The sequence below is a fragment of the Massilia sp. CCM 8734 genome, assembly GCF_011682155.1.
GTDB lineage: Bacteria > Pseudomonadota > Gammaproteobacteria > Burkholderiales > Burkholderiaceae_D > Telluria_A > Telluria_A rubra.
The window spans coordinates 87,937-113,850 of the sequence record NZ_WHJI01000004.1; the positions used below are offsets into that span (position 1 = coordinate 87,937).

Genomic DNA, 25,914 nt, shown 5'->3' on the forward strand with positions numbered 1-25,914 from the left:
CGCCGCATTTCGCGCCATCCCACTGCATTTCGCGCCGTTTTCCCGCATTTCGTCGCAAGCTTCTCCGCTCCGGGCGGGTTGTCGATAAAGTCACTTCATCGCAACCACACACCCACCGGAGAACACCATGCGCCACCTGCTCACCACCACCTTCTGCGCTTGCGCCCTGCTGACCGCCTCCCTGGCCGGCGCCGCCACCCTCACCATCCGCATCGACGACGTGCGCAGCGGCGACGGCACCCTGCAGGTCGCCCTGTACGACTCGGCCGGCACCTTCCTCAAAAAATCCGTCGGCGCGACCGGCGAAAAAGCCGTCAAGGGCAGCACCACCGTCATCGTCAAGGACCTGCCAGAGGGTGACTACGCCTACGCCATCTTCCACGATGCCAACGGCAATGGCAAAATGGACGCCAACTTGATGGGCATCCCCACCGAGGACTACGCATTCAGTAACGACGCCCTCGGCAAAATGGGGCCACCCAAGTTCGTCGATGCCCGATTCACCCTGCCAGCGGCTGGCCTGAATACCACCGTCAGCCTGAAAAACTAAGCCGGAGAACACCATGCAACGCCGCACCTTCCTCACCTCCGCCGCCAGCCTGGCCGCGCTCGGCCTCGTTCCCGGCAGCGCCCTGGCCGATGCCGCCACCTACCAGCGCTTCCACGCGGCGTGGAAGCGCGACCCAACCCTGGCGGTGTATGCCGACACCGTGGGCCGGCAGTCCGGCGCGGCGCGGATCTTGGGCAGCATCCCGCAAGACCTGAACGGCGTGTTCTTCCGCAATGGACCGGGGCGTTTCGAGCTGGGCGGCGAGCGCCATCACCACTGGTTCGACGGCGACGGCTTCGCCCAGCGCTGGCAGATCGCCGGCGGCAAGGTAAGCCATATCGGCAAATTCGTCGAGACCGAGCGCTTCGGCGAAGAAAACGCCGCCGGCCAGTTTCTCTACCCCTCCTTCGGCACCTGGGTCGGGCGGCGCGGCGTGAAAACCAACGACACCATGAACGCCGCCAACACCAATCTGCTGCCGTTTAACGGCCGCGTGTACGCCCTGTGGGAAGGCGGCTCGGCCACCGAGGTCGATCCGGCCACCCTGGCCACGGTCGGCATCAAGACCTGGAACGAGGACATGAAGTCGATGCCGTTTTCGGCCCATCCCAAGATCGATCCGGATGGCGGCATGTGGAATTTCGGGGCCTTCTCCGGCGGCGACCGGCTGGCCCTGTACCGCATCGGCGCCGACGGCCAAGTGCTCAAAACCGCCATGGTCAAGGTGCCGCAACTGGCGATGGTGCACGACTTCGTGGTCAGCGCCCAGCACCTGATCTTCCTGGTTCCACCATACGACGTGCTGCCTGCCGAAGGCAAGAGCTTCGCCGAGCAGCATCACTGGGCCGGCAGCGGCGCCGCAGCGCGCCCGATGCGCGTGGTGGTGGTGTCCAAGGCGAGCATGGAAGTGCGCCAGGTGTTCGAACTGCCGCCGCATATGGTTTTCCATTTCGGGAACGCGTTTGACGACGGCGCCACCACCCGCTTCGACGTGGTGCTGCACGAGGGTGACGCGCTGCACGACGTCGGCCTCGTGATGCAAGGAGAACGCCAGAAGAACACGCCCACGCGCGGCTTCGCGGCCCAGGTCACGCTCGATTACGCAAGCGGCCGTGCGACCATGGCGCGCCTGTTCGGCGCCAGCGAGTTCCCGCGCGTGATGCCGCAGGTCGTATCTGCGCGCCACCGCCAGCTTGCCTTGTTAAGCAGTTCGGCGCGCAACGCGGACATTGTTCTCGACACCGTCAACCTGGTCGGCACCGACACCGGCAAGGCGGACAGCTACCGTTTCGACGCCGGCTGGCAGGTGGAAGAACACGTGCTGGTCCCGCGCGCCAACGCCCGTTCCGAAACCGACGGCTACCTGGTCGGCGTGGCGCAGGACACCAAACGCGGACAAACCGTGATGACCGTGTTCGACGCCGCGCGCGTCAAGGCCGGTCCGCTGGCCCTGGCGCGCCTGCCCTACCGCGCTCCGCACTGCTTCCATGGCAATTTTCTGGCATCTTGATGAAAACGATCGAACTTCCCGCGCACACGTCCACGCATCCGCTCGACGCCATCCCGCTGTTCCGGCGCTGGCCTTGTTCGCCGTGGCGCGATGTGCTCTATACGGGCATCTGGAACTGCATGATCGCCATCTTCCTGACTGCGTCGAACATGCTGTTCAGGGGAGAGCTCCATGGCTTCCTGGCGTTTTTCGGGCCGACGCTGGTGATCTCGAACATGGTCGGCTACCTGATACACGCGGTGCTGAGCGGCGGCGACTATGTCCTGCGCGGCTGGCCATCGCGGCTGGCCGGGCTGCCGCGCGTGCTGTACTTCGTGATCACGGTGGGCCTGTGCGTGGTTGCCGGCATCGTGATCGGCAATGGCCTGCTCAAGGGCGTCAATCCGCTGCGCTACCTGACCGGCGGCGCGGACCTGGCGCCGCTGCTGCCGTTCGCCCTGTTCGCGGCGCTGATCATGGTCGTCGTGCTGGTCAGCGGCGAGCGCCGCATCGCCACCGAAACGCTGGCCGCGCGCCAGCGCGAACAAATTGCCAGCGCCGCCCAACTGCTGGCTGAAGCGCGCCTGCGCGCACTGCAGGCCCAGATCGAGCCGCATTTTTTGTACAACACCCTGGCCAACGTGGTCGGCATGATCGAGACCCATCCTGCCCAGGCGCGCCACATGCTCGAACGCTTCATCGACTACCTGCGCGCCAGCCTGGCGGCCAGCCGCGCCGACCAGGCCACCCTGGGTGCGGAACTCGACCTGGTGGCCGCCTACCTCGACGTACTGGCGGTGCGCATGGGCGCGCGCCTGTCGTACCAGATCGAGGCGGACGGCTGCCGCGACATCGCCATGCCGCCCATGCTGCTGCAACCTGTGGTCGAAAACGCCGTTGCGCACGGGCTCGAACCGAAGGTCGAGGGCGGGCGCATCCTCATCCGCGCCACCTGCCGCGATGACCTGCTGCGCATCGAAGTGAGCGACACTGGCGCGGGACTGGGCAACTCGCCGCCCAAGCCGGGCGGCGGGGTCGGACTATCGAACCTGCGCGCGCGCCTGCGCAGTTTCTATGGCACTTCGGCTCAGGTACAATTGCTCGAAAATGAACCCTGCGGGATAACCGTACGCCTGCTGATGCCACTCAAAGAGACGCCGCCATCGACCACCCACGCGCCCTGATAGCGGACGACGAACCGCACCTGCTCGACTACCTGCAAACGCAGTTGGCCACGGCCTGGCCGCAGCTGCGCATCGTCGGCAAGGCCGGCAACGGCATTGAAGCGCTGCGCCTGATCGACGAACTGGCGCCTGACGTGGTCTTCCTCGACATCCAGATGCCCGGCCTGAACGGCCTCGATCTGGCGCAGCGCCTGGCGAGCGACGGCAAGGCGCCGCACATCGTGTTCGTTACCGCCCATCACGAGTACGCGGTGGACGCCTTCGAGCACGCGGCGCTGGACTACCTGCTCAAACCGACCACGGTCGAGCGCCTGGACAAGACCGTCGCCAAGCTCAAACTGGCGCTGCGCGCACCGGCGCTGGCGGTGGCGCCCGACGCCTTGCGCGCGCTGCTGCAGCAACTGGCCGCGCCCATGCCCCCCACCCCCGCACTGGCGCCCGCTCCCCTGCAATGGATCCGCGCCGCGCATGGCGACGAGACGCGCCTGATCGCCATCGACGAAGTGATTTACTTCCAGAGCAACGACAAGTACACCAGCGTGTTTTTGCAGGAAGGCGAATGCTTGATCCGCACGCCACTGAGCAAACTGCGCGAGCAGCTCGACGAAGCGCGCTTCTGGCAGATTCACCGCAGCGTGATCGTCGCCGCCAAATCGGTGGCCGGCACGCATACCGACTTCCGCGGGCGCCTCGTGGTCAAGCTCAAGGAACGGCGCGAGCAGCTCACCGTCAGCCGCAATTACGCCGAGCAGTTCAAGCAGATGTAAACCACGGCGGTGTCAGGTCTGACATTCGGACACGGCCTCTACTGGGACTGCGGTGTCAGGTCTGGCATTCCCGTCACCGTCAGACCTGACACCAGCTGGATGGTTTCGATTCTGGCTGAGTCCGTGTCCGAATGTCAGACCTGACACCAGCGGTGGCGACACCAGCGGTGGCTGAGTCCGTGTCCGAATGTCAGACCTGACACCAGCGGGGAACACTAGGGGGATCCGCCGGATACCAGCCGAGGGTGTCTAGGAATGGCGCTCGGCGAAGACTTCTTTTGCCGCGAACAGGCCGTTGAGCGCCGCCGGAAAGCCGGCGTACAAGGCCATCTGCATCATCACCTCGACCACCTCTTCGCGCGTGCAGCCGACATTGAGTGCGCCGTGGATGTGCACCCGCAGTTGCGGCGCCGCCGTGCCGAGCGCGCACAGGGCGGCGATGGTGGCAATCTCGCGCGAGCGCAGGTCCAGGCCCGGACGCGAGTAGATGTCGCCGAAACCGAATTCAATCAGCAGGCGGCCAAAATCGGGCGCGATGCCGGCCAGGCTGGCGATCACTTTTTCACCCTGTTCACCATCGATTTCCCGCAGCTTGTCCCAGCCGCGCGTGTAGCGGTCGTTGTCCATCGTGCTCTCCTTGTTGTGGTTGATGGAGCCACTGTGGGGCCGCGCGCCGCGATGGTCCAATACCGTTTCGCTGATACCTTTTAGGTATCGAACAGCTGGCATGGCCGTGAGCCGGACTTCCTCATGCGCATTGTGTAAAATGCAAGGTGAAGCCCATTCAATGTCACCACCAGGAGTCTGCACCGCATGAAGATACGCCGCATTTTGCCTTTTCAACGCTTGTTTCCAGCGAACGTCTCCGGCATGCGCGCATGGCCGGCCCTGATCATCGCGCTATGCGCCGGATGCGCGCATACAAGCAAGCTGCCAGGCCAGCCGGTGGCCGCGCAAGTGCAAGAACTGCGTACGCACCTGACAAAAGCCGTGCTCTATATCGGTCCGACCGGCTGGTCGTTCAACGTCGCACAAAAGGAAGAGGACTTGCCTACCATCTCGTGCGAATACATCCTGACCACGCCCGATACCTTGTCGACGCTGATGGATATTCTCGATCGCGCCAGGTTCGTGCAGGATAAACCGCCGACGATGCTCAACGCGCGCATCGGTGTCTATCTTCACCAGGATAACGGCGCGATATCGAAACTCATTCTCTCCAATGCGTTTCGGGGTGAGGGTGCGCGCGGCGTGTACGACAACGGGACCGACGTTGTTTCCAGTCTCGAGTTCCCGAAAGAGTTGCGCGCTTTTGCCATGACCCTGCAACAGACCAAGCCAAACTGGTATTGCGACGGCGAGAAAAAAGCCGCCGCAGCACGTGAAACGGCACCCGGCAATCAGCCGCAATGAAAAGAAGAAAACGATGAACGCCGCCTTCCTGCCGCAGTTGCGCGGCGCTGCTCGCCAGTGCCGCGCCGCGCCTGACGCTCAGTCGGTACCGACAACCGGAATGCCGAGGAACTTCTGCAGGTCGACCACGCGCGGTCCGACCTGTTCGATGGCGTCGGCCAGGCGCGCGCGCGGAACGCCGAACTGCTCGGTCCAGTAGGCGAGTTCGGCCTCCACATTGACGTTGATGCGGTCGTAGTCTTGCGGATTCGGTTCGAGCGGATTGTCTGACATGGTGTTTTTCTCCAGAATGGCGCGGTAGCGCACGTGTTCCCACAGCTTGCCAGCGCGCCGCGCCGCACTCCGTTCGATGACGCACGCAGGGCGTCTCCCGCCGCCTCGCACGCAGGCCGTCGCGCGCCGCCTCGCACGCAGGCCGTCGCGCGCCGCCTCGCACGCAGGCCGTCGCGCGCCGCCTTGCACGCAGGCCGGACACTCGGAGTAAGGGAGTAAGATAGCGCCCACCTCACGCCGCCCCGATCGATCATGCAACGCCTTCCCGCGCTTTTGCTCACCGTGTTTTTGCTCACCTGTTTCGCCCTGGCGCTCCGGATGGACAGCGGCGCCGGCGGCGCGCGGCCGGTCCATCCGGCGCTGGCCGCCCTGCCCGCCGAGCTGGTATGGGCGTGGGAGCGCCCGGAAGACTTGCGCTGGCTGGCGCCGGACATCGGCGTGGCCTATGTGGCGTCGAGCGTGCTGCTGCAGGGCGACGAGACCCGGGTGTACCGGCGCGCCAGCGCCCTGCTGCTCGCACCCGGTGCGGCGCGCGTGCCGGTGCTGCATGTGGATATGTCGTGGCGCCGCCCGCCCGCGCTCAGCGAGGCCCAGAGCCGGCGCGTGGCCGACGAATTGCTGCGCCTGGCCGCCCAGGCCAACCGCAAGGTGGTGCAGCTCGACTTCGAGGTGCGCCGCTCGCAGCGCCCTTTCCTGGCGCGCACCATCGGCGCCATCCGCGCGCGCCTCGATCCGTCCATCGCACTGTCGGTCACGGCGCTGGCGTCGTGGTGCCTGGACGATTACTGGCTGCACGACATCGCCGCCGACGAAGTGGTGCCGATGGCCTTTCGCATGGGCCAGGCGCAGCATGCCCTGCGCGCGCGCCTGCTGCAACAGCGCGGCTTTACGCGTGCGCGCTGCGGCGCGGCGATCGGCTTTTCCACCGACGAACCGATGATGGCGGTGCGCGAAGGCCGCCGCTACTATTTTTCTCCGCAAGCCTGGAGCGCCGCGCGCTGGCAGGCGCTGCGCGACACTCCCCGTTCAACCATTCCATCGAGACTTTGATTATGCGTCTTTCCCGCACCTGTTCCCTGCTCGCCTCCGCCTTGCTGTGGATCTCCGCCGCGCCGGCCTCGGCCAGCGGCGGCGATTTTTACCAGACCAGCCGCTTCGCCTCCGAATTCCAGCCCGCCAACGCCGCGCTGTTCGCCGCCGGCAATGTGGGCGTCTTGCCGGGCAGTTACTGGCGCGTGTACCACTACCTGGCGTACCAGGCCGCGCGTGGCCGCCCGCTGAGCAAGCAGCAGGTGGCGGCGCTGCACATCGATTCCTGGCACGTGGGCACGACCAGCGCGTGGAATGGCCTGGACCCTGATGGTGACGGCCCGTCGAGCTGGCTGGCCGCGCGCGCGCCGCTGGCGGCGCAACTGGCGCTGCCGGCCGAGATGCAGATCGACGTCACGGCCGTCGCCGCGCGCGGCGATCCGTATCTGAATTGCCATCCGGACGCCTTCAAGCAGGCCGGCCTGACCATGGCCGCGCGCGCCGGGCTCGCTGCCGGCGGCAAGCCGGACGCCTGGTTCAAGCTGTGGCTGCAAGGCCAGGATGCGGTGTTCGCCAACTGCGAGGAGCCGCGCCACGACTGGGACAAGCCGGTGCCGAAACGGATAGTCAAGCTACCGCCGCCGCTGCCGGCCGACGCCCCCGCCTGGCTGCGTCACGACCACGCCTACCAGTGCGCCGCCGCCAATTTTTACGCGCGCAATTTCGACCAGGCGCGCAGCCAGTTCCAGCAGATTGCGCGTGAACCGGCCTCGCCGTGGCAAGCCCTGGCGCCCTACCTTGCGGCGCGCACCCTGATCCGCAAGGCCACGCTTCAATTCCCGCTGGGCGAGCAGCCCGCAGCGCGCGAGCGCCTGGACGCCCTGGCGCAAGCGAAGCAGGAGCTCGACGCGCTGGCGCAAACGTCGGCCCCGGCCAGGCAGATGGCGACCCTGGTCGAGGCCCGCCTGGACCCGGCCGCGCGCCTGGCCGCGCTGGCGCGCGCGCTCGAGAAAGAGCCGTTCGGTCCCGACACCGCGCGCATGTTGAGCGACTACCTGGTGCTGATGGACAAGCTGCCGCGCAGTGTCACCATGACCGCCAGGGAACCGATGACGGCGTGGATCGCCAGCATGCAGGCCGACGCGGTGCTCGATCAATGGTCGTCCGACCGGGGCGAACTGTTGCAGGCGCAACGCGTGGCCGCGCTCGAAACCCTGCGCAAGAGCTGGATCAAGCAGGCCGACCCGATCTGGCTGGCGCCATTGCTGAGCCTGGCCCGTTCAAACGAGCTGAGCGCGGCCGAACGCAAGGCCGCGTCGGCCATGCCGGCCAGCCATCCGCTGTACCAGACCGTGCAATACCACCTGGCGCGCCTGGCGCTGGCCGAACGCCAGGGCGAGCGCGCCGACCACGATATCGACCGTCTGCTGGCGGCCCAGGGCAAGCAGATGTCGGCGGCCACCAGCAACCGCTTCCTGGCGCTGAAGATGCTCTCGGCCGGCACGCTCGATGCGTTCCTGACAGCGGCGCCGCGCCGCATCGATCAGGTCGAGCGCGGCGAAGAAATCGACGCGGCCCCGGCCAAGGCGGACGAACAGGCCACCGACGACGATTTCGACGTCGCCGTCTGGCGCCACCTGCCGATGGCCGAACTGAAGGTGCTGCGCGCGCACCGGCTGCTGCCGCCGGCCTGGAAAGCGAAGCTGGAAGAAGGCATGCTGGCGCGCGCCCTGGGCGCGGGCGACGAGGAAACTGCGCTGAGCCTGCTCGACGCGGTCGCCAAGCCGCGCAAGAGCACCGCGCATTTGTACCAGCGCTACCGCAAGGCGGCCAGCGGCGCCGAACGCAAGGTGGCTGGCGCGCTGATCCTGGTCAACACGCCGGAATTGCATCCCGCCTTGTTCGACAAGGAAGAGAAAAAGCGCTACTGGGGTTGCAAGAAGGAGTGGGGCGACGGCCCGGTGGTGGTGCGCCAGGGTGCGCCGGCCCCGCGCTTTTTAAGCGCGCAGCAGACGCTGGAGGCGGCCAAGGAGCAGGCAGCACTGCTGCGCCTGCCCCTGCGCACCGAGTTCCTCGCGCCCACCCTGCTGCCATGGGCGCGCACCAAACCGGCCGGTGAAGAAGCGCCGAAAGCGCTGCACTTGCTGGTCGCGTCCACCCGCATGGAGTGCCCGTACGGCACCGAGGTGCCGGAAGCGGAGCAGTTGCGCGCACGCTACTCGCGCGAGGCGTATGAAGTGGTCCACAAATACTATCCGGCGAGTAAATGGACCAAGGCCACCAAATATTTCTATTGAACCCTGGTCCGGACACAGCGCTTACGAGGTAAAGTCGCCACCGGCGGTGCTGAAATGGATATTGGCCTCGCTGGTGAAGCGCACCAGGATGGAAACGCCAATGCCCCAGAATACCGGTCCGCCGCCGCCGGCCCAGGTGTTCGATGCATCGATGCCGCCGCCATGGTTGCCGGTCAGGTTCAAGCCATCATAATTGCGGATCCGGTTAGGACCGTCCCAGATATGGGCCGCTTCCACCCGCGCGCCGGGGCTGGCGTTGTACAGGACGAACACGCGGTCCAGCGTCACCCGCTTGCCGTCGGTGATCACCGGGGTGGGAATGGCGAAGTGAAACCAGTTGGTCTGCTTGGCCGCGCCGCGGAAGGTGGTGCCCCAGCCGATGCGCAGTCCGGTCACATCGGTCCAGGGTATGCCATTGACCAGCCGCAAACGCGTGTTGCCGGGAATTTCGACCTGGGCGACGTAGCCAGGGACCCACATTGCTTGCAGTGCCATTTTGGTTCTCCTCATATACGTTCAAGGGGACAGGCAGGCATGCGCGGTGGCGTCCTGGACCTGAACCCAGCGTACGGGAGCGGATGCGGCCCTTGTTTGGCCAGTGTCAGCGCGCCGCCTGTGCCAGCACAGAGGCGACGCCACATGCCGGGAGGCATAGTCAGTCGCTGGGGGACAGTTCCTCGCGCAACTGCATCAGCAGTTCGCCCAGGCGGTTCTTGCCTTTGCCGTTCGGGCCGATGCCCCAGTAACTGTCGTAGGGCGAGTCTTCAATGAGGCGTTTCTTGCCGGTGCCGAGCAGCAGCGCGCGCAGCTCAGGGTCCTGGAATTTCTGGCGCAAGCCGCGCAGCATGATGCTTTCTTTCACCTCATCCCAGTCGCGCCGGATCGGGGTGGCGCGGCTCTGGCCGAGGTCCTTGGCCTGCTTGGGCGAGCCGCACCCGAGGATGCGCTCGAACTGGGCGCTGCCTTCGAATTTCATGGCCTGGAAATAGTGCTCCATCGTGCGCCAGGCATGCCCGTCGAGCGAAAACGCACTACCGGCAAAGTTGGACAAGGCCGCGTAACGACCGTCCTTGCCGAAAAAATAGATGTCTTTCGCCATTGCCCGGCCACAAAAATGTTATTGGATCGATATTATAGTCCGTGCGGATCCGAGCATTCCCTCAAAATTTCTTTTTGGCATTACCGGCGGTCCTCACCTAAGATACTGGTTTACCAGAATGAAGAAAGAAGTGCGCCGTGGACCAAGCGAAGACCGACCTGCAAGGCGTGAAAGGCTGGCTGATTGTGGTGGGATTGATCGTGGTGATCGGGCCGCTGTATATGCTGGCCGTGATGCCGAAAATGCTCAAGGACTTCTTTTACGGAGAACCATGGGCCGCCATTAACGCGCCGGGCAGCGTCGTGCATTGGGGATGGAAGCCCCTGGTGTTGCTCGAAGTATCCTTCGGCATTGCCGCCTTCATCGGATCGATCGTGCTGTTTTGCCAGTTCTTCGGCAAACAACGCGGCTTTCCCAGATTGTTCATTGCAATGCAAATCCTGTCGATCCTCTTCTATTTCGGCTATACGATCGCCCTGCACCTGATGCTGCCCGGCCGCCCCCTGCTCGACACGGACTCTATCGTTGCGCTCTTGCAAACGGTGGTGCCGCCGCTGGTATGGATACCCTATATGCTCATGTCCGAGCGAATCAAACAAACCTTCGTGGAATAACTTTAAAAGGAGTGGTGCATGCCCTTATTCGACTTGCCCGGCCTTGCCGGCGCGCTGCCGGCAGCGTGGCAATCCCATGTGCTGGGCCAAGTTGGCCCGGCCAGGGTCAAGCTGCTCAGGATGGATGCGCTGGCCTATGGCGAGGAAACGCACGACTATAATGAGGCGCTGCTGGTGATGACGGGGCAGATGCTGCTGGAAGTGGCGGGGGCGGCTGTAACGGTCGAGGCCGGCAGCATGTACCTGGTCGAGGCGGGAACGCCCCACGCCGTGCTGGCGGGCAGCCACGGCAGCCTGGTGATCGTCGATCTGTGAGCTGCTTCACAGCCTGGCGACGTCGATCAGCGCGCGCGAGGCCGACGACAACTGGCGCCGGCTCGACATCGCCTTCAACAACGCCAGCACGCAAGGCAAGTTCGCGCCGATCACCGAGCTGGAAGAAGACGACTTCGATCAGGTGGTGGGCGCCAACCTGAAAGGGATGTGGCTGTCGACGACATCATCCATCAGCGCGAATAACGCGGGCCGGTCTGGCGCGCAAGGCGACCTGCCCGGCCCACGCTCACGGAACTACGGCGCCTGCATTGGCTCGCTCGCACCTCGTACTTGAGGCGGCACCGCAAACCCGATTAGCGCGGCGGCAACGATTTGGCGTCGCTCGTCAATCTCTGCGCGCGCTGCGTGTTCAGGTCGGCCACACAAGCGAGCCGGCTGATCTCATGCGAGTTGCCGGCAGCGCCACCGGCGAGCGAGGTTGCAAAGCCGCACTGCGCGTCACGGTAACGTGCGAAGGCCGTGTTGGCTTGCTTGAGTTTCGCTCTCGCCACCGTGACATAAGCTTCATCCTCATCCCATTTGCCGATGGCCGCGACCGTCTCGGCTTCCGCATTTTTCAGCAACACGGCGGTGCTCCACGCGTGCTTGCCTAGACAGTCGCGCATATCGGCTTGAGAGAATTGGTCACATTGCTGCAGGATTGCAGTCCTACGTGGCTGGAGAGGCTGTCGGGCGACGAGGCGCGCTTGTCACGGGACAGAACTTGCCGTGGATGGGATGTTCGCTGTCCAGCATGTAAGTCGCTGCGCAACGCTGTTGCGCACTGCCCCGTATCAGTCGAGCTCGTCCCAGGCGTCCTTCAGCGGCCCGACGACGACGTCTTCCAGCAAGGTTTGCTGAGTTAGCCAGGCGCTCACCAGGGCGCGATGCTCATCGCTCAAGGGCGGCGACCCCGCGCCCGCCGACACCCAGCCACTGAACGCGTCGCTCAAGCCGCCACCGAAGACCAGGCCATTGCCCTCGATCGCGATGTCGATGAAATCATCCATCATCGCGAACAGCTTGTCCTTGTCCGGCGCGCCCCGGAAGCGGGCCTCGACGGCGAACGTGAACTCCTGAAACTGAGCGACATGCTGTCCCTTTTTTGTGCGCCGGTGCAGGCGCTCGTTGGCACGAATCATCTTCTCTGCTCTCCATTTGGACCATGGGTCGGGCCGCTGGCGCAAGGCGCCTGGCCCAAGCTCACACGGGCTGTTCGAGGACACGCCCGTTTACGGCGTGCACACACTATTGCGGCCCTTGCGCGTGAGCCCCAGCGAAAAATTGAGTTTGCGCGTGTAATGCTTGTCGCCGCCCTTGTAGAACAGCGCGATGGAACCGGTGATGACCTTCCGCACTGTGGCTTTCCGAATCTTGAACACCTGATCCTTGTGCAGCACGCGAACGCCCGCGACGCCCGACGAGTTGATCAGACTGTGCCGCCACTTTTCGTCGCCGCCCATGGCGCTCCTCGTGAAATGTCGTCTGAACAACAAACCGTTTGCAAGCTTACCATTTGATGTGAGATGAATGTCACACTGAACAAAAACCAACAAAGGCGCTCACCTGCGTTCCAATACGCCCGTCTCGCTCGCCAGTTCCTGCACGCGCTGCAGGTTCTTTTCGGCCAGGCAAGTGAGCTGGGTCGTACCGCGCGCGTTGCCGGCGCCGCCACCAATGCTGGCCATGGCGAACGCGCACTGATGCAGGCGGTAGGATGCGAACGCCGTGTTCGATGCCCGCAGCCTGGCCCTTGCCTGCTGGATGTACCTGTCGTCTTCATCCCACCTGGCGATGGCGCCGTCCGCCTTGGCCTCGGCCTTTTTCAGCGCCAGCGCGCTCTTGATGGCCAACTTCTCAATGCATTCATGCTTGCCGGCCATCGAATACTGCTCGCAGTCGTCGAACGGGTTGACTGGCGGCGCCGCTCTGGCCGCTAGCGCCGGCAGTGACAACAGGGGCGCGGCAAGCAGCGCCAGGACGATCCGGGCCACGCCATGGCGAAGCGTAGCGGGATGTTGCACTTTGGATTTCTGGACATGCATACGACTGCCTTTTCAACAAATGAGTGCCGCCGCCAGTGCGCGCGGTCACGGCCGGATCGCCGCTTCTTGCGATAGTTTCGCCGCGTCGAAGCGCTTAATCCGGCGGAAAATGGTCCGTATAGCGCTTTAATTCCAGCGCCCGCTCGGTATTCGCGGCGCCCAAACAGGCAAGCCGGCTGATCTCGTGCGCGTTACCGATGGCGCCGCCGCGCAGCGAATCGGCAAACGCGCACTTGGCCTCGCGGTAGCGCACAAAGGCGACGCCGGCAGACCGCATCGTGGTCCTGGCAATGTTTTTGTAACGGTCATTTTCGAACCACTGGGCAATTTTTTGCAGCGCAGCGGCCTCGGCCTTCTTCAAGGATACCGTGCTCTTCGCATGCAATTTACTGAAACAATCGTGCCTGCCAGCTTGCGAAAACTCACCGCATTTTTTGTCTTCGACGCGTTGTGGCGCCGCAGCGGACGCTTGAGCCTGCACCGCACTCAGCGACGAAGCCAACAGCGCCACCAGAATAATGTTCACTACTGTGCGCATGAGGTTTTCTTCCTATATACAGCTGCTGCCGGGAATGCGCATGGCGATGTCATTGCAGCGCACGCTGGATTGACATCCCAACGCGCAGTAAGGATAGCACTTGCCATGATAATAATGTCAATACTGAAGAAACAACCAACAAGGTTGAGAGTTGCAACCGCAACAATACAGGCCGCATATCGGCATACATGTTGTATTTCCGCCTAATATCAACGTCATATCGACATTGCTTGACTACCTCTCCAGTCCGCGCCGCTGCGCCGGGCGGGACTGCCGGCCGATGCAGGCGATGTGGCTGTCGGGCGACGAAGCGCGCTTTGTCACGGGCCAAAGCTTTGCCGTAAATGGCGGATATACGCTGGCCAGCATGTATGTGGCAGTGGAACGCTGTTGCGCAATGCGCCCTTACGACCTGCATTGGGCATTTCCACTTTTCAGTTACGTCATGCGAATGTCGAATTTTCCTGGTAGCGTGGATCTCCATGCCGTTACAGCGCAGCACGACCACACGGGCTACTTGGGCGGCAAGCCGGCCGTCTCGCGCGCAAGATCGATCGCGCGAGCGGCATTCATGTTCGCTACGCACGCCAGCCGGCTGATCTCGTGCGAATCCCCTGCGGCGCCGCCCCTCATCGAGGTGGCAAAGGCGCACTGCGCCTGCCTGAAACGCGCAAAGGCGATCCCGGAAGCAGCGAGCCTGGACTTCGCCAACCTGGTATATTTATCATCCTCATCCCATCCAGCGATCGCGGCGACGGCTTTCGCCTCCGCCTCCTTCAGCACCAGCGCGCTGTCGGTAGCCATTTTATCAACGCAATCGCGCCTGTCCGACTGCGAGAACTGATCGCATTTTTCCGCCGCGCCGATCACCGGTGCCGTCGTCTGCGCTTTTGCCTCCAGCGTACCGATTGCCCCTGCGAGCAGCGCCACGATGAGAAAATCGCTTACGTAGGACATGACGCTCCCTTTACCTCGCGCACCCGTTCCAGCGTAAAATCAATTTTGCGGGCATATAGCGGATCGCCTCGGCCGTTATAACGTTCGTAGAGCAAGCTGCTGTTAATTACCCGCCAGCCGACGATGATTTTCTGAACCTTCGTTTTCTGATACTTCACCACAGTATCCTTGGTTACCACTCTTAAACCCGGATTGAGCTCACGCAGTAACTCGACCGTGCTGTGAGTCTTGCGTGCAATCGTTTCAAAAGTATCTCCGATACCTGCCTTGGTCTCCTCTACACGCGCATCCGGCGCGGCCTGCCGCTTGTGAGCATACTTCGCCGTACGCATCAGCAGATAACCAATCCCGGCGCGGATATTGTGAGCGGGAATAGTTCGAATGCTGCCACTGTTCAAGCGTGCCCGTAATGGTGCCGGCATGATCAGGTCGCCCCCCTCATCGTTTCCCAACAGCGCCTTCATGCCGTCATCCCCCGGGACACCGATACGCATCGGCTTGATCTTCCACTCGCGGCTTCCAGCCCCACTTTCAGTCCACACCATCGCCTTAATCAATTGCCAGTCGAGCAGTTGATAACCTGGAGTGCCGCTCAAGTGACTGTTGTATTCGTTGACGGCCGCCTGAATGTCGCAGTCATAAAAGTCCCATGGCGCAGTGCCTGCACCTTTAACGATGCCGTCCTGCCACTGTTCGTAGCTCATAACTTCCTTTGCAATGTCGTTGATCCGCCAATATGATGCAATTATAACATTAACAATACCCCTAGATTAATGTTTTCCAAACATTATCGACTCTCCGCAGATGTATGTTTCAAGGTCGCGTCAGCTCACGCAACAAAGCAGATGTTGTATTTATGCCTAAGAAAAAGCGCAGGAGTGACATTGCTTATCAACATCTCTAGTTGTTGATTGAGTAATGAGTGCGAGGGCCTCATACTCTGCCTCTACCCGCACGCAAGGTGCAGCAATTCATCGGAGAAAACATGTTCATCATCTGGGGCAAACGCGCCTATGGCGCCGTCCACAAGGTCGGCACGACATCGGTACAAACCGTGTTCGGCCATCTGTACTACCTGCCACTCATCCCGATGAGCAGCCATTACGTCGATTTCAAGACCGGCAGTTATTACCAACTCAATAACCTCGATGGCCGCTCGATCCTGTGCGGCTACCTGCGCATCTGGATGCCGCTGGCGTTCGTGATTGCCCTGATCGCGTTCGATGTGCTTGATAACACCTCCAGCAAGGTGCTGTGCGGGCTGGTCATGGCGCTGTCCGCCGTGGCCGGGATCGGCTCGTTCATTTTCGACAAAAAGGTCGTGCGCCAGGAAAGCGCCCAGGTGCGCGAGATCATGCACCGCCATTTCGGGGTGGCGCTCGACCCGTACCACTGCCAGGCAAGTTTGCAGGCCGAGATCGAAGACCGGGTGCGTGCGCACAGCAACGATCCGCTCGACGTGTTCTGGTACAAGAGTACGCTCGATGACGCCGTCAGCCAGCCGCACCTGGTCGACATGGCCGTGCTGCGCGCACGCTGCGACCGGCACGACAAACCGCTGCAAACGCGCGCGCTGCAGCGCCTGCCGGGCGCGCGCAAGGTCGCCTGAGTGCTGCCTTTGCCGGCGCCGCGCCACGCTTAACCCCTTTTTCCTTGCTGAATCGTTTAATGAGTGCGGATGCGTTTCTGGTCCCTGCCCGGCAGCGGGCGCCCTGTCGCCCTGCCGCCGTTTTTAATCGTTCAACCCAAGGATTGCCATGATGGACCTGACCCCCGCCAAGCGCGTCGCCGGCTGCATAACCCTGCTCGCGCTGATGACGGCATGCGGCAAAAAAGAAGAACCGGCAGAGCACGCGAGCCCCGCCGCCGTCGAGACGGTCGATATTGCAAATGCGCAAGCGCCGGCAGCGCCACCCCCGGCCGAGAATGTGAGTGCGCGCGTGCCGTCGGCAGCGCCATCGGCGCCAAACCTGAGCGAGAGGGGCGGCGCGGCCATGGAAGACAAGCCGGCCCCGGCCACGTCCCTCACCAAGGCGAGTGCCGCCCAGCAACTGGGCGGCGGCACCACCGCCTACAACGATGGCGAGCGCAAGTTCATCCGCACGGCCAGCGCGAACTTCCGCGTCAAGGATGTGTACCTTGCCGCGCTCGGCATCGAGGACAGCGTCGCCAGCCATGGCGGTTTCGTGGTCAAGAACGAGATCAGCACCGGCAGCACGCGCACCGAGCGCCAGGCTGTCGGGGACGGCAAATTGATCGAGCTGAACGAATATACGGTGGAGGGACAACTGGTGGTGCGCGTGCCCAGCGCCAAGACCCAGGAATTCCTGCGCGCCATCGCCGGCCACGTGGTGTTTTTGGACGAGCGCAAGTATGCGGCGCACGATGCCCAATTCGACCTGCTGCGCCAGCAGTTCGACGCGATGCGCAGCCAGGAGACCCAGGCCGAACTGGGCGAGGCGGTCCGGGAAGGCGGCAGGTTGATGCAGAAAACCGACGTGATCGCCATGCGCGGCGACGCCCGGTCCACGCGCGATGCCGCCCTGCTGGCAAAAAAAGTGTTCGAGGACCAGGTGGCGTTCAGCACGATCGCGCTGACGCTGAGCCAGCCGTCGCGCGTGCTGCAAAGCGAACGCGTGGACGTGGACAGCATGTACCGCCAGTTGCGCCCGGGCTTTGCCAGCCGGCTGCAAGACCAGTTGCGCGGCGGTTGGCATAACATCCTCGACCTGATACTGGCGCTGGCCGGCGGGTGGCCGCTGTTGCTGGTCGCCCTCCTGGGCGGCGCGCCGATCTGGCGCGCCCTGCGCAGCCGCAACAAAGCCGGCACGCCAGGCTGATCCCTCATTCGTGCGATGCGATGCCCGGCGGTCTTGGCCGGGCATCGCAGGACGGCGCTTGCGCCGGCCTGGTGAACCGATCCCGATTATTCCACCACAGCCTGCGCATCCGGCTCCGGCGCGACATCGACCTGCGGCGTCGGCGGCGATGGCACTTCACCCATGAGGAAGGTCGGGGACGTGGCCTGGTCCTGGCCGCTCGCCATATTGTCGGGCGTCGAAACAGCACCGACCATGTCCTCGGGCGCCGCTGCGCGCGGCGCGCAAGCGGCCAGGGACATGGCCAGCACGGCGGCCGTGGCCAGGCCCGGCAGCGCGCGCCATGCGGGACCCGGACGGGCCGACGGCGCGCCGCAATCGCTTGTCATCACGGTGCCATCGGCGCGCCGGTAAAAACGCACGCACAAGCCGCCCGCGGCTTGCCCGGCCACCAGCGTCGCCGCTTCGGCTTCGGGCATGGCCGACAGGTTGAAGACTTGCTTGTTGCAGCCGCCGCAGTGGCGCACCCGTTCGCCTCCCTGCATGGCGTCCCAGGACGCGGTGCAGGGCGAGGCGACCGTGATGCGATGCAAGGCAATGACATTGGCGTCGTTGTGAAGTTTGGGCATATTGAAATCCATCTCTTGTCAGTAAGTTAAGTCCCACACCAGCATGCGCGGTACGGCTGCCCTATGAAACGGCACGCGCGCGACGACGGGGTTAAACAAGTGAAGAAATTTGAATCCAATTAGCAAGTCGTCACGTATCTGGTGGTGCGCTCCCGCGATCCGGGTGATTTTTTCATAAGAAACGAGGCCACCATGCATACCGTCCCCTTCAGCAAGCTCCTGCTCGCTTCCGCCATTGCCATGACCCTGGCCGCCTGCGGCAGCGACGACAACGACTCCCCTGCCGCGCCGCCGCCGGTGGTGGTGCAACCCGTGCTCGAGGCGGGCGACACGGTCATGCTGACCGCGAGCGGGCGCATTGTCTCGCTCAACGCCGACCTTACCGTACGCACCAATGTGGCGCTGTCCGGCCTGCAAGCGTCCGAGACCCTGCTCGGCATCGATTTCCGCCCGCTGGACGGCCAGTTGTACGGCGTGGGCAGCAGCGGGCGCATTTACACGATCAACCCGGGCACGGGCGCGGCCAGCTTGCGCGCGACCCTGGTAGCGGACGCGGCCGACACCAGCACGCCCTTCACCGCCCTGGCCGGCGCCGACTTCGCGGTCGACTTCAACCCGGTCGCCGACCGTCTGCGCGTGGTCAGCGACAGCGGCCAGAACCTGCGCATCAACGTCGACTCGGGCGCGAGCACCACCGACGGCAACATCAACGGCGGCCCGGCAACGGCGAAAATCACGGCGGCCGCGTACACCAACGCGTTTGCCGGCGCCAGCGGCACCACCCTGTTCGTCATCGACGCCGCCGGCAGCACGCTGTACACCCAGAACCCGCCCAACAACGGCGCCCTGAGCGTACCGGTCGCGCTGGGGGTGACAGCCAGCGCCGTGGGCGGATTCGACATCGACGCCCGCAACAACCGCGCCCTGGCGCTGCTGACGGTGGGCGGCAAGGCCGGCTTGTATGCGATCAACCTGGCCGCCACGGCCAACCCGGCCACGCTGGTGGCCGCGCTCGACCTGGCCGATACCGTCAAAGGCCTGGCCGTGCGCACGCCAGCGGCGCCAGTGGTGCTGGGCCTGACCGACGGCGCCCACCTGGTATCGTTCAAGCCGCAAACCCCGGCCAAATTCGATACCGATGTCGCCATCACGGGCATGAACAGCGGCGAAAAACTGCTCGGCTTCGATATCCGGCCAAAGGATGGCTTGCTGTACGGGATTACCTCAAGCGCCCGCATCGTCAGCATCGACCCCAACACCGGCGTGGCGACGGCCAAGGCGGTGTTGGCCGCCGATGTGGCCGATCTCACGCTGCCGTTCAGCGCTATGTCCGGCAGCGCATTCGCGGTCGACTTCAACCCGGTGGCCGACCGCCTGCGCGTGGTCGCTAACAGCGGCCAGAGCCTGCGCATCAATGTCGACACGGGCGCGACCACGACCGACGGCGCCATCAACCGCGCCGGGGCCGCACCGGTGGTCACGGCCGGCGCTTACACCAACAGCTTTGCCGGCGCCACGGCGACCATGCTGTTCGTGCTCGACAGCGCCAGCGACAACCTGACGCTGCAAAATCCGCCCAACGATGGCACGCTGACCAATATCGGCGCGCTCGGCGTCGATGCGATGGGCGATGGCGGCATGGATATCGCCGGCGGCGCCAACGGCCTGGTGCTGGCGGCCTTGCGCAGTGCCGGCATGGGGCCGGCCACGCTGTACCGGGTTGACGTTGCGACGGGCGCGGCGGCGCCGTTCAACGGCACGGCCGATCCGGCGAACTCGGTGATCGGCCCGGGCGGCGTGGCCGTGCTCGATATTGCGGTGCTGATGAAGTAAAGACAGCCGGGGCGCGGCGCAGCCGGGCGACGGCTGCGGGCAGCGCTTAGCCCGCGCTCTGGTCGCGCTGCGGCAGGCGCCAGTCCTTGCGCACGAAGTGGCAGGTGTAGCCGCCCGGATTGCGCTCCAGGTAATCCTGGTGTTCCGGCTCGGCGTTCCAGAAAGGTCCGGCCGGCGCCAGCTCGGTGACCACTTTGCCGGGCCACATGCCGGAGGCGTCGACGTCGGCGATGGTGTCGAGCGCGGTTGCCTTCTGCGCGTCGCTGGCGTAGTAGATGGCGGACCGGTAACTCATGCCGGTATCGTTGCCCTGGCGATTCGGCGTGGATGGATCGTGGATCTGGAAGAAAAATTCCAGCAACTTGCGGTAGCTCATCACATCGGGATCGAAGGTGATTTCGATCGCCTCGGCATGCGTGCCATGGTTGCGGTAGGTGGCGTTCGGCACGTCGCCGCCCGAGTAACCGACCCGCGTGGACTGAACGCCAGGCATCTTGCGGATCAAGTCTTGCATGCCCCAAAAACACCCGCCGGCCAGGATTGCTTGTTCTGTTTTCATCTGTGCGTCCTCGTTATTCAAGTAATAGTTTGCATCCAGGCATATACTCAAGCATGCCTTTCCGATCATAGATGGGACGCCAGCGCCATATTGCAATAGTCGATGCCATGCAACTGGCACGCGGGACGGGTTCGCTTGGTAAAATCTTCACGGATTCGATCACTAGGCGAGTAATGACACTACAACGAGCATCGGACGACGCTGCATTCGGCGCCTTGCTTGCGACGCACCGCAACGAGCATTTTTTCCGTTTGACCGGCAATACCATCGCGACGCTGCTGGTAGCAAACGGCTTGCTCGCCTTTTGGTTCAGCACGCAGGACGTGGCAAGGTATGAGTTCGCCAGCAATGCATGGATGCTCGGGGCGGCGGGAATCGGCGCTGTGGTCCTGGGCTTTGCCATCGGCTGGGGTATCCGGCGCGTTTCGCTGGCGCAGCAGACCTACCGGCTGTATCAGTACGGCATTCGCACCAGCGGCCCCGACGGGCGGCACGCCGCCCTGTATCGCGATATCGACGATATTCTGTACTTTGATGACGGCACCTGCGCCTTTCGGAGCGCGCCGCAGCAGCCCTGGATCCTGATCGGCAAACGCATCCGGCAATACAGTGGCTTGACTCACCGCCTGCGCTATCTGCATAGAGAACAACGGGCCGCCAAACTAGTCGACCGGCTGCGCGCTGGAAAAACGCTCACGTTCCGCTATCTGGACGACAAGGCCGCACGCAGCGTCAGCCACGGCGTAAAGTATTTCGAGGAATATCCGACGTTCGTGCTGACCATGGATGAACGGCGGGTGCATATCGGCCAGAAAGTCATCGACATCAAGCACATCGACGTGATCAGCTTCAACCGCTGGACAAACAGTATGACGATACGGAGCAGGAAGGATGGCTCGGAGTTTCACAAGATGCATGCGAAGGCGATCCTGTCGGGCGAGGTACTGCATTTCATGATCTTCGATATGCAGGCGCGGCGCCGCAAGGAGGCCCGACGGCTGAAAAAGATGCGCAAGGGCCGTGCCAACGAAGTTTGATAGAATCGGCTTGTCGGATTCTTAACCTTGCCATGCTGCGCGATGCAGGCGCAGTCACCGTCGATCACGAAAGCGAGCAATGATTTCCACTGAAAAGAAGCCAGATGCGGGAAGTGGCGCCACCGGGGCGCTCGGTCCATTGATTGCCACCTATGGCAAAAGTCGTTCGTTTCTTGGCGTCGGCTTGTTCATGGCGGCGCTTTTCGCCGCGGCCGGCTTGTTCGTGTTGTGGATGACCACCCGCATCGGGATCGATTTCCAACTCAACGGCGATGTCTCGTTCCTGTACATGGTGGGATTCGGCTCGCTGGCGCTGGGCGTCGTGACCGCGCTTGTGTTCTGGCGCCTGGCGGCATCGCAGCCGACCTTCCGCTTGTTCGAGAACGGCATCCACGCCAGCGGTCCCGGGGGCGACAATGTCACGCTGTACCGCGACCTGGAAGACCTGTACAGCTTCTTTTACGGCGGTATCGGCTATCGCGCCGCGCCGGGTGCGCCGTGGACGTTTATCGGTAGCCGCATTCACCGCTTTGGCGAATTGAGCGAACGCTTGAACAGCCTGCAGATCCAGCATCGGGGCGAGGCCCTGCACCAGCAGCTGCGCGCCGGAAAAACGGTGATCTTCCGCTACTTCGAGGATAGCGTGGCGCAATCGAAAAGCATGGTCGCCACGCGGAATATGGATTTCCCGACGTTCGACATGATCCTGAGCGCGGACAGCTTGCAGATCGGACAGAAAAGCATCCAGATTGCCCGCATCAGCAATATCAACACCAATTTGTGGACCGAGAAATCGAGCATCATCGATGTCGATGGCAAGGTGTTTCACAAGATTCATCCGAGTTCGATTTTATCGTTCGCGCTGCTGCATGCGCTGATCGCGCGCCAGCAGCAATCGCTGCCGACCAACGCATGAACACAGCGCTAGCAGCCTTTCGGACTTGGGGAGTCGAAGCGAAAAAATAGCTGGCCGAGGTCAGATTTTGACGATTTCTCAGTGCCAACAGCGAGCTATTGGCCGAGAAAGCGGCGAAATATGGACCGTCCCAGGTATTTTTGCAGCCGACGATCCCAAGTCCGACAGGCTGCTGGCGGCCGCCCGGCCGATCAGCGCGTGCAGATACCTTTACTATCGACCAGGACATTCGGCATCGAATGCCCGGCTTGCGGCCGCCCCATCAGCCGCTGTAATTGGGCGTTGCTTTCGCACTGGCGGGCACCCGTGACGAGCGAACTCGCTGGCGCAACGATAACGGCAGCAGGTTCCGTCGCTGGCGCAACGACAACGGCAGGAGGTTCCGTCGCTGGCGGCGCGCCCATCAGCACCGTCGTGGGCAGCTCCGGAGTGACCGTCGCGCCGGCGCTCGCCGGCGTTACCGGCTGGACGTCGCCTGTGGAACAGCCGGCGGCCGACAAGGCCAGCATGGCGGCGCCGGCAAGGCCCGGCAGCCGGCGCCATGGCTGGCGCGCGCCGGCGCGCACACTGTCGGCGCCATCGCTGGAGACCACGCTGCCGTCCTGGCGCTTGTCCATGCGCACGCACAGATCGCCGTTGAGGTTCTCCGCGATCAGCGCGGCCCCTTCCATGGCAGGCATGGCCGACAGATTGAAGACGTTCTTGTCGCACTCCTTGCAGTGACGAACACGATGATCGCCCGTCATGTCGTCCCATGAGGCGCCGCACGGTTCCGGAATCTCGACAAGGTGCAGTGCAATGGGCTGATGCTGGGGGCGTGCTGGTTTCATGGTCGGATCCGTTTCGTTAAGTGCGTGGGAAGCCCGGATGGGCGTTTTTCACATCGGTACAGAATGAAACGGCCGTGTCGTGCAAACGGGGTTAATGTTATTTTTCGCCAAGCAAAAACTTGTTGCTGATGGCTTTGAAGCTGACATCCGCGCTCAGGCACTTGAATACGAACCCTTCACGCTCGGTGCCGGCCTTGAGCGCACTCTTGCCTTCGGCGCTGGCCAACAGCGATGCAACGCTCGCGCCGGCCAGATGTTGCGTTCCCAGCACGGGGCAATGCAAGATGCCGGCGCCGTCGAGGAGGGCCATGCGCTCGGCCGACGTCAGGTAGCGGCCGCGGTCGATGTCGTAGACGTCGAACACATGCAGTTGCGGCGCGCCGACCCCGTAAGGATTGCCCTGGACGTTAGGCCCGATCAGCTCACCTTGCACGGCCAGGTTGCGCCCGCTTGCGCGCAGAAACGCTTCCAGCTTGTTCTCGCGTGCAAGCTTCCAATAGGAATTATTCTCGGTTTCGAGCAAATCGAGATTGCGGCTGCAAACCCCAAATTCGCCCTGGAAGAGATACGCGGTCAGGCTGGAGCCGTCGAGCTTTTCGCTCACTTCCCACTCCAGGCCGGCCTCCACCCATTCTTCGAGTTCGGCCACGAGATTCTGGATGCGCTCCTGATTAGTCTTGCGCACGAACGACGGGAACGGCCCTTTCACGATCCCCTGCAGATCGGCCGGAATCGGCGGCTCATACTTTTGAATGCCGAGCATCTCGGTGAGGTCGTCGCCCTCGGCGGCGCCTTCCGGCACGGGCAGCAGCAGGCCCTGGCTGATCTGTCCGCGCAGTTTTACGGTGCGCAAGCGCGCGCCGGAAACGCCATTGAACTCGCGCTTGTCCTTGCACAGGAAAGGCGCGAGCGCTTCCGGCACCCAGGAATCGACTTCGAGATACAGGGCGTTGCCGCCGATCTGGAATTCGCCCTTCTTCGATACGACCTTCCAGCCGTCGACCGTGACGCATTCGATCGCATCGGCGCCCGGAATTGGCGCGATATCGATGACCTTGCGAACGGTGGCTAATTTACGCATGTATTACTCCTGACTGTTTCATTTAATGATTCACTTGCGCAAGTATACAACGCTGCCGGATCAGCAGTTGTCATTCCCACATTCCGCATATGCGCGCAAGGTCTTGATGCGCGCTTCGGTCATCGACGACTGGCACGCACGTTCTTGCACGCTGTAGGAACGGGCCTCTGCCGTGGTCGTCGCTTCGTATTCGCAACTGGCGCCCCGAAAGATAATCCACGCCTGCTGCGCCCTGGACAGCTTGTCGCGATCGCGCGCCTCGGGCAGGCGCTTTTGCGCACGCGCATATTGCGTGCGCATCTGGATTTCGCGCGCGGCCAGTTTCACCGACAGGCACTCTTCCGTCGCGCTGAACCGCCCTGCGCAATTGTTTTCAGTGACGCTTTTCCTGATCTGGGAGGGGGTTCTTCCCATTTCTTTCGCGACCGCGGCCACCAGCCATTGATTCATCGGCGCTTCCGCACGGGCCGGCGTGGCGCTCAGCAGCGCTAGCAAGAGCAGCATCGTTTTCATCGCAGGTCGGCTCCGGGAATGTTATCAAAGGAGCATAGTAGTGATCCGACCAGCCCTGATCGGGCTTCCTGAGACAAGCGTAATGCCCCGTCCATGAAAACTCACAGGGCGGCGCAAACCTTACTTCGCCGGCTGGACCGGTTCCACGGGGGGAGCACCTTCCCAATGGACGCCATGGTTGCGCTGCGCGCCCTTGCCTGCCGGCTCAGCCCGATCATGCGCCACCGCCACCCTGCCGGTGAGCTCGCGATGTGGCCCGGCAGCGTCTTCTTGCCCGATCGCCTCGCTTGCGGACGCCTCCGGCTTGCGTGGCGGGCGGGTTGCCGGCGGCGCGCCCATGGTCACCCGCATCGCCGGCGGCTTGGCGGCAGGCGCTACGGCGGCCGCCGTAGCGGGGGCTGGGGTGGCGGCGAAGGCGGCGCCGGCGGCGGACAGGGCCAGCGCGGCGGCGCCGGCCATGTCCGCCAGGCCCCGCCACGCCTGGCGCACCATGGCGCGCTGGCTGTCGCCGCAATCGCTGGTCATCACCGTGCCGTCCTGGCGCTGGTAAAACCGGACGCACAGATCGCCGTGATGGTTGTCCGCCAGCAGCCGGGTGGCGTCGGCCTCGGGCATGGCCGAGAGATTAAAAACGTTCTTGTTGCAGTCGTTGCAGTGACGCACGCGTTCATCGCCTTGCATGTCGTCCCATGAGGCCGTGCAAGGCGAGGCGATGTCGATACGCTGCAGCGAGATGGATTGCTTGTTGGCGTGCTTCATGTGGAGATCCGTTTCTTGAGATGGAGGACCCGACTGGACAATGTGTCATCGGCTGCATCATGAAACGGATCGGGAGCGCAAACGGGGTTGCACGGACGAAAAAAAAGCTCCCCTTGGGGAGCTGTTTTTCCTGATACTGGCGGAGAGGGTGGGATTCGAACCCACGGATGGGTCGCCCCATCGCTTGATTTCGAGTCAAGTACATTCGACCACTCTGCCACCTCTCCTGCTTACTTCAAAAAAAATCCCCTGGCAGTAGGGGATTCCTTCTTTATTCCTGGCGGAGAGGGTGGGATTCGAACCCACGGATGGGTCGCCCCATCGCTTGATTTCGAGTCAAGTACATTCGACCACTCTGCCACCTCTCC

General features: G+C 63.3%; 32 protein-coding genes and 2 tRNA genes. 15 read left to right on the top strand and 19 right to left on the bottom strand.

The annotated features are described in order from the left end of the window. Positions 1–127: 127 nt before the first annotated feature. The 4 genes from F2P46_RS05470 to F2P46_RS05485 are packed head-to-tail and all read left to right on the top strand — an operon-like array spanning position 128 to position 3,990. Positions 128–550, top strand: a complete 423-nt coding sequence (locus F2P46_RS05470) for a DUF2141 domain-containing protein (protein WP_166885988.1) — start codon at positions 128–130, stop codon at positions 548–550. Between the two features lie 13 nt (positions 551–563). Then, positions 564–2,060: a carotenoid oxygenase family protein gene (locus F2P46_RS05475; protein ID WP_166885990.1), complete on the top strand. Its 1,497-nt coding sequence runs from the start codon at positions 564–566 to the stop codon at positions 2,058–2,060. Next, positions 2,060–3,223: a sensor histidine kinase gene (locus F2P46_RS05480; RefSeq protein WP_166885992.1), complete on the top strand. Its 1,164-nt coding sequence runs from the start codon at positions 2,060–2,062 to the stop codon at positions 3,221–3,223. The genes F2P46_RS05475 and F2P46_RS05480 overlap by 1 nt, the downstream gene beginning before the upstream one ends. A gap of 44 nt (positions 3,224–3,267) precedes the next feature. Beyond that, the gene (locus tag F2P46_RS05485; protein ID WP_229509094.1) at positions 3,268–3,990 is read left to right on the top strand and encodes a LytTR family DNA-binding domain-containing protein; all 723 of its coding nucleotides are present in this window, start codon (positions 3,268–3,270) and stop codon (positions 3,988–3,990) included. Positions 3,991–4,239: 249 nt separating this feature from the next. On the opposite strand, the gene F2P46_RS05490 is transcribed toward F2P46_RS05485, so the two are convergent. Next, complete coding sequence (locus F2P46_RS05490; RefSeq protein ID WP_166885994.1) at positions 4,240–4,617, bottom strand: carboxymuconolactone decarboxylase family protein; 378 nt, start codon at positions 4,615–4,617, stop codon at positions 4,240–4,242. A 318-nt stretch (positions 4,618–4,935) separates the two neighbouring features. Between F2P46_RS05490 and F2P46_RS05495 the strand changes: the two genes are divergently transcribed. Beyond that, the gene (locus F2P46_RS05495) at positions 4,936–5,403 is read left to right on the top strand and encodes a hypothetical protein (protein WP_166885996.1); all 468 of its coding nucleotides are present in this window, start codon (positions 4,936–4,938) and stop codon (positions 5,401–5,403) included. A gap of 78 nt (positions 5,404–5,481) precedes the next feature. Here the strand turns inward: F2P46_RS05495 and F2P46_RS05500 are convergent, their stop codons facing one another. After that, a complete protein-coding gene (locus tag F2P46_RS05500) occupies positions 5,482–5,676 on the bottom strand; it encodes a DUF3606 domain-containing protein (RefSeq protein WP_166885998.1) in 195 nt (64 codons plus the stop codon). Between the two features lie 252 nt (positions 5,677–5,928). Here F2P46_RS05500 and F2P46_RS05505 point away from each other — a divergent pair, with 252 nt between their 5' ends. Both F2P46_RS05505 and F2P46_RS05510 read left to right on the top strand, forming a co-directional pair. Continuing rightward, complete coding sequence (locus tag F2P46_RS05505; protein WP_166886000.1) at positions 5,929–6,726, top strand: hypothetical protein; 798 nt, start codon at positions 5,929–5,931, stop codon at positions 6,724–6,726. A 2-nt stretch (positions 6,727–6,728) separates the two neighbouring features. After that, a complete protein-coding gene (locus F2P46_RS05510) occupies positions 6,729–9,002 on the top strand; it encodes a hypothetical protein (protein WP_166886002.1) in 2,274 nt (757 codons plus the stop codon). Positions 9,003–9,023: 21 nt separating this feature from the next. Here F2P46_RS05510 and F2P46_RS05515 read toward each other — a convergent pair whose 3' ends face one another. Together F2P46_RS05515 and F2P46_RS05520 are read right to left on the bottom strand one after the other, a co-directional pair. Then, positions 9,024–9,497 (bottom strand): DUF6623 family protein, encoded by a 474-nt coding sequence (locus F2P46_RS05515; protein ID WP_166886003.1) that lies wholly within the window; start codon positions 9,495–9,497, stop codon positions 9,024–9,026. 160 nt (positions 9,498–9,657) lie between these two features. Next, complete coding sequence (locus tag F2P46_RS05520) at positions 9,658–10,101, bottom strand: NADAR family protein (protein ID WP_166886005.1); 444 nt, start codon at positions 10,099–10,101, stop codon at positions 9,658–9,660. A 137-nt stretch (positions 10,102–10,238) separates the two neighbouring features. Between F2P46_RS05520 and F2P46_RS05525 the strand changes: the two genes are divergently transcribed. The 3 genes from F2P46_RS05525 (at position 10,239) to F2P46_RS37500 (ending at position 11,325) form a co-directional block, all read left to right on the top strand. Then, complete coding sequence (locus tag F2P46_RS05525) at positions 10,239–10,715, top strand: DUF2569 domain-containing protein (protein WP_166886007.1); 477 nt, start codon at positions 10,239–10,241, stop codon at positions 10,713–10,715. A gap of 18 nt (positions 10,716–10,733) precedes the next feature. Beyond that, on the top strand, positions 10,734–11,030 hold the full coding sequence (locus F2P46_RS05530; protein WP_166886009.1) for a cupin domain-containing protein: 297 nt from the start codon (positions 10,734–10,736) through the stop codon (positions 11,028–11,030). Between the two features lie 67 nt (positions 11,031–11,097). Continuing rightward, positions 11,098–11,325 carry a hypothetical protein gene (locus tag F2P46_RS37500; protein ID WP_368737882.1) on the top strand — a complete coding sequence of 76 codons (228 nt, stop codon included), beginning with the start codon at positions 11,098–11,100 and terminating at the stop codon, positions 11,323–11,325. A 19-nt stretch (positions 11,326–11,344) separates the two neighbouring features. Here the strand turns inward: F2P46_RS37500 and F2P46_RS05535 are convergent, their stop codons facing one another. The 7 genes from F2P46_RS05535 to F2P46_RS05565 form a co-directional block, all read right to left on the bottom strand. Further along, a complete protein-coding gene (locus tag F2P46_RS05535) occupies positions 11,345–11,692 on the bottom strand; it encodes a lysozyme inhibitor LprI family protein (protein WP_368737883.1) in 348 nt (115 codons plus the stop codon). A 132-nt stretch (positions 11,693–11,824) separates the two neighbouring features. Beyond that, the gene (locus F2P46_RS05540) at positions 11,825–12,172 is read right to left on the bottom strand and encodes a 50S ribosome-binding protein YggL (protein ID WP_166886011.1); all 348 of its coding nucleotides are present in this window, start codon (positions 12,170–12,172) and stop codon (positions 11,825–11,827) included. A 90-nt stretch (positions 12,173–12,262) separates the two neighbouring features. Further along, positions 12,263–12,493 carry a hypothetical protein gene (locus tag F2P46_RS05545; protein WP_166886013.1) on the bottom strand — a complete coding sequence of 77 codons (231 nt, stop codon included), beginning with the start codon at positions 12,491–12,493 and terminating at the stop codon, positions 12,263–12,265. A 99-nt stretch (positions 12,494–12,592) separates the two neighbouring features. Beyond that, the gene (locus F2P46_RS05550; RefSeq protein ID WP_166886015.1) at positions 12,593–13,054 is read right to left on the bottom strand and encodes a lysozyme inhibitor LprI family protein; all 462 of its coding nucleotides are present in this window, start codon (positions 13,052–13,054) and stop codon (positions 12,593–12,595) included. A 115-nt stretch (positions 13,055–13,169) separates the two neighbouring features. Next, positions 13,170–13,613, bottom strand: a complete 444-nt coding sequence (locus F2P46_RS05555) for a lysozyme inhibitor LprI family protein (protein WP_166886017.1) — start codon at positions 13,611–13,613, stop codon at positions 13,170–13,172. 513 nt (positions 13,614–14,126) lie between these two features. Then, a complete protein-coding gene (locus F2P46_RS05560) occupies positions 14,127–14,570 on the bottom strand; it encodes a lysozyme inhibitor LprI family protein (protein ID WP_166886018.1) in 444 nt (147 codons plus the stop codon). Further along, positions 14,558–15,274 carry a LysM peptidoglycan-binding domain-containing protein gene (locus tag F2P46_RS05565; RefSeq protein WP_166886021.1) on the bottom strand — a complete coding sequence of 239 codons (717 nt, stop codon included), beginning with the start codon at positions 15,272–15,274 and terminating at the stop codon, positions 14,558–14,560. The genes F2P46_RS05560 and F2P46_RS05565 overlap by 13 nt, the downstream gene beginning before the upstream one ends. 281 nt (positions 15,275–15,555) lie before the next feature. On the opposite strand from F2P46_RS05565, the gene F2P46_RS05570 reads away from it, so the two are divergent. Both F2P46_RS05570 and F2P46_RS05575 read left to right on the top strand, forming a co-directional pair. After that, positions 15,556–16,179 carry a hypothetical protein gene (locus tag F2P46_RS05570; protein WP_166886023.1) on the top strand — a complete coding sequence of 208 codons (624 nt, stop codon included), beginning with the start codon at positions 15,556–15,558 and terminating at the stop codon, positions 16,177–16,179. Positions 16,180–16,327: 148 nt separating this feature from the next. Further along, positions 16,328–17,410 carry a DUF4349 domain-containing protein gene (locus F2P46_RS05575; protein WP_166886025.1) on the top strand — a complete coding sequence of 361 codons (1,083 nt, stop codon included), beginning with the start codon at positions 16,328–16,330 and terminating at the stop codon, positions 17,408–17,410. Positions 17,411–17,496: 86 nt separating this feature from the next. On the opposite strand, the gene F2P46_RS05580 is transcribed toward F2P46_RS05575, so the two are convergent. Next, positions 17,497–18,018, bottom strand: coding sequence for a hypothetical protein (locus F2P46_RS05580; RefSeq protein ID WP_166886027.1), 522 nt, complete (start codon positions 18,016–18,018; stop codon positions 17,497–17,499). A gap of 192 nt (positions 18,019–18,210) precedes the next feature. Here F2P46_RS05580 and F2P46_RS05585 point away from each other — a divergent pair, with 192 nt between their 5' ends. Then, positions 18,211–19,851: a DUF4394 domain-containing protein gene (locus F2P46_RS05585; RefSeq protein WP_166886029.1), complete on the top strand. Its 1,641-nt coding sequence runs from the start codon at positions 18,211–18,213 to the stop codon at positions 19,849–19,851. Positions 19,852–19,897: 46 nt separating this feature from the next. On the opposite strand, the gene msrA is transcribed toward F2P46_RS05585, so the two are convergent. Continuing rightward, positions 19,898–20,410, bottom strand: coding sequence for a peptide-methionine (S)-S-oxide reductase MsrA (msrA, locus tag F2P46_RS05590; protein WP_166886031.1), 513 nt, complete (start codon positions 20,408–20,410; stop codon positions 19,898–19,900). A gap of 71 nt (positions 20,411–20,481) precedes the next feature. Between msrA and F2P46_RS05595 the strand changes: the two genes are divergently transcribed. Together F2P46_RS05595 and F2P46_RS05600 are read left to right on the top strand one after the other, a co-directional pair. Next, positions 20,482–21,447: a hypothetical protein gene (locus tag F2P46_RS05595; RefSeq protein ID WP_166886033.1), complete on the top strand. Its 966-nt coding sequence runs from the start codon at positions 20,482–20,484 to the stop codon at positions 21,445–21,447. A 79-nt stretch (positions 21,448–21,526) separates the two neighbouring features. Further along, positions 21,527–22,363, top strand: coding sequence for a hypothetical protein (locus F2P46_RS05600; protein ID WP_166886035.1), 837 nt, complete (start codon positions 21,527–21,529; stop codon positions 22,361–22,363). Between the two features lie 191 nt (positions 22,364–22,554). Here F2P46_RS05600 and F2P46_RS05605 read toward each other — a convergent pair whose 3' ends face one another. The 6 genes from F2P46_RS05605 to F2P46_RS05630 all read right to left on the bottom strand — a co-directional run bounded on the left by F2P46_RS05605 (position 22,555) and on the right by F2P46_RS05630 (position 25,914). After that, a complete protein-coding gene (locus F2P46_RS05605; protein WP_166886037.1) occupies positions 22,555–23,193 on the bottom strand; it encodes a hypothetical protein in 639 nt (212 codons plus the stop codon). A gap of 97 nt (positions 23,194–23,290) precedes the next feature. Further along, a complete protein-coding gene (locus F2P46_RS05610; protein ID WP_166886039.1) occupies positions 23,291–24,274 on the bottom strand; it encodes an RNA ligase (ATP) in 984 nt (327 codons plus the stop codon). A 60-nt stretch (positions 24,275–24,334) separates the two neighbouring features. After that, a complete protein-coding gene (locus F2P46_RS05615) occupies positions 24,335–24,724 on the bottom strand; it encodes a lysozyme inhibitor LprI family protein (RefSeq protein WP_166886041.1) in 390 nt (129 codons plus the stop codon). A 183-nt stretch (positions 24,725–24,907) separates the two neighbouring features. After that, the gene (locus tag F2P46_RS05620; protein ID WP_166886042.1) at positions 24,908–25,546 is read right to left on the bottom strand and encodes a hypothetical protein; all 639 of its coding nucleotides are present in this window, start codon (positions 25,544–25,546) and stop codon (positions 24,908–24,910) included. 137 nt (positions 25,547–25,683) lie between these two features. Next, a tRNA-Ser gene (locus F2P46_RS05625) sits at positions 25,684–25,773 on the bottom strand. Between the two features lie 51 nt (positions 25,774–25,824). Next, positions 25,825–25,914, bottom strand: a tRNA-Ser gene (locus tag F2P46_RS05630).

Coding starts and splice junctions, on each gene's coding strand:
- F2P46_RS05470 (WP_166885988.1), top strand. CDS start 128: ATGCGCCACCTGCTCACCACCACCTTCTGCGCTTGCGCCCTGCTGACC.
- F2P46_RS05475 (WP_166885990.1), top strand. CDS start 564: ATGCAACGCCGCACCTTCCTCACCTCCGCCGCCAGCCTGGCCGCGCTC.
- F2P46_RS05480 (WP_166885992.1), top strand. CDS start 2,060: ATGAAAACGATCGAACTTCCCGCGCACACGTCCACGCATCCGCTCGAC.
- F2P46_RS05490 (WP_166885994.1), bottom strand. CDS start 4,617: ATGGACAACGACCGCTACACGCGCGGCTGGGACAAGCTGCGGGAAATC.
- F2P46_RS05500 (WP_166885998.1), bottom strand. CDS start 5,676: ATGTCAGACAATCCGCTCGAACCGAATCCGCAAGACTACGACCGCATC.
- F2P46_RS05505 (WP_166886000.1), top strand. CDS start 5,929: ATGCAACGCCTTCCCGCGCTTTTGCTCACCGTGTTTTTGCTCACCTGT.
- F2P46_RS05510 (WP_166886002.1), top strand. CDS start 6,729: ATGCGTCTTTCCCGCACCTGTTCCCTGCTCGCCTCCGCCTTGCTGTGG.
- F2P46_RS05515 (WP_166886003.1), bottom strand. CDS start 9,497: ATGGCACTGCAAGCAATGTGGGTCCCTGGCTACGTCGCCCAGGTCGAA.
- F2P46_RS05520 (WP_166886005.1), bottom strand. CDS start 10,101: ATGGCGAAAGACATCTATTTTTTCGGCAAGGACGGTCGTTACGCGGCC.
- F2P46_RS05530 (WP_166886009.1), top strand. CDS start 10,734: ATGCCCTTATTCGACTTGCCCGGCCTTGCCGGCGCGCTGCCGGCAGCG.
- F2P46_RS05540 (WP_166886011.1), bottom strand. CDS start 12,172: ATGATTCGTGCCAACGAGCGCCTGCACCGGCGCACAAAAAAGGGACAG.
- F2P46_RS05545 (WP_166886013.1), bottom strand. CDS start 12,493: ATGGGCGGCGACGAAAAGTGGCGGCACAGTCTGATCAACTCGTCGGGC.
- F2P46_RS05555 (WP_166886017.1), bottom strand. CDS start 13,613: ATGCGCACAGTAGTGAACATTATTCTGGTGGCGCTGTTGGCTTCGTCG.
- F2P46_RS05560 (WP_166886018.1), bottom strand. CDS start 14,570: ATGTCCTACGTAAGCGATTTTCTCATCGTGGCGCTGCTCGCAGGGGCA.
- F2P46_RS05565 (WP_166886021.1), bottom strand. CDS start 15,274: ATGAGCTACGAACAGTGGCAGGACGGCATCGTTAAAGGTGCAGGCACT.
- F2P46_RS05570 (WP_166886023.1), top strand. CDS start 15,556: ATGTTCATCATCTGGGGCAAACGCGCCTATGGCGCCGTCCACAAGGTC.
- F2P46_RS05575 (WP_166886025.1), top strand. CDS start 16,328: ATGATGGACCTGACCCCCGCCAAGCGCGTCGCCGGCTGCATAACCCTG.
- F2P46_RS05580 (WP_166886027.1), bottom strand. CDS start 18,018: ATGCCCAAACTTCACAACGACGCCAATGTCATTGCCTTGCATCGCATC.
- F2P46_RS05585 (WP_166886029.1), top strand. CDS start 18,211: ATGCATACCGTCCCCTTCAGCAAGCTCCTGCTCGCTTCCGCCATTGCC.
- msrA (WP_166886031.1), bottom strand. CDS start 20,410: ATGAAAACAGAACAAGCAATCCTGGCCGGCGGGTGTTTTTGGGGCATG.
- F2P46_RS05595 (WP_166886033.1), top strand. CDS start 20,482: ATGGGACGCCAGCGCCATATTGCAATAGTCGATGCCATGCAACTGGCA.
- F2P46_RS05600 (WP_166886035.1), top strand. CDS start 21,527: ATGATTTCCACTGAAAAGAAGCCAGATGCGGGAAGTGGCGCCACCGGG.
- F2P46_RS05605 (WP_166886037.1), bottom strand. CDS start 23,193: ATGAAACCAGCACGCCCCCAGCATCAGCCCATTGCACTGCACCTTGTC.
- F2P46_RS05610 (WP_166886039.1), bottom strand. CDS start 24,274: ATGCGTAAATTAGCCACCGTTCGCAAGGTCATCGATATCGCGCCAATT.
- F2P46_RS05615 (WP_166886041.1), bottom strand. CDS start 24,724: ATGAATCAATGGCTGGTGGCCGCGGTCGCGAAAGAAATGGGAAGAACC.
- F2P46_RS05620 (WP_166886042.1), bottom strand. CDS start 25,546: ATGAAGCACGCCAACAAGCAATCCATCTCGCTGCAGCGTATCGACATC.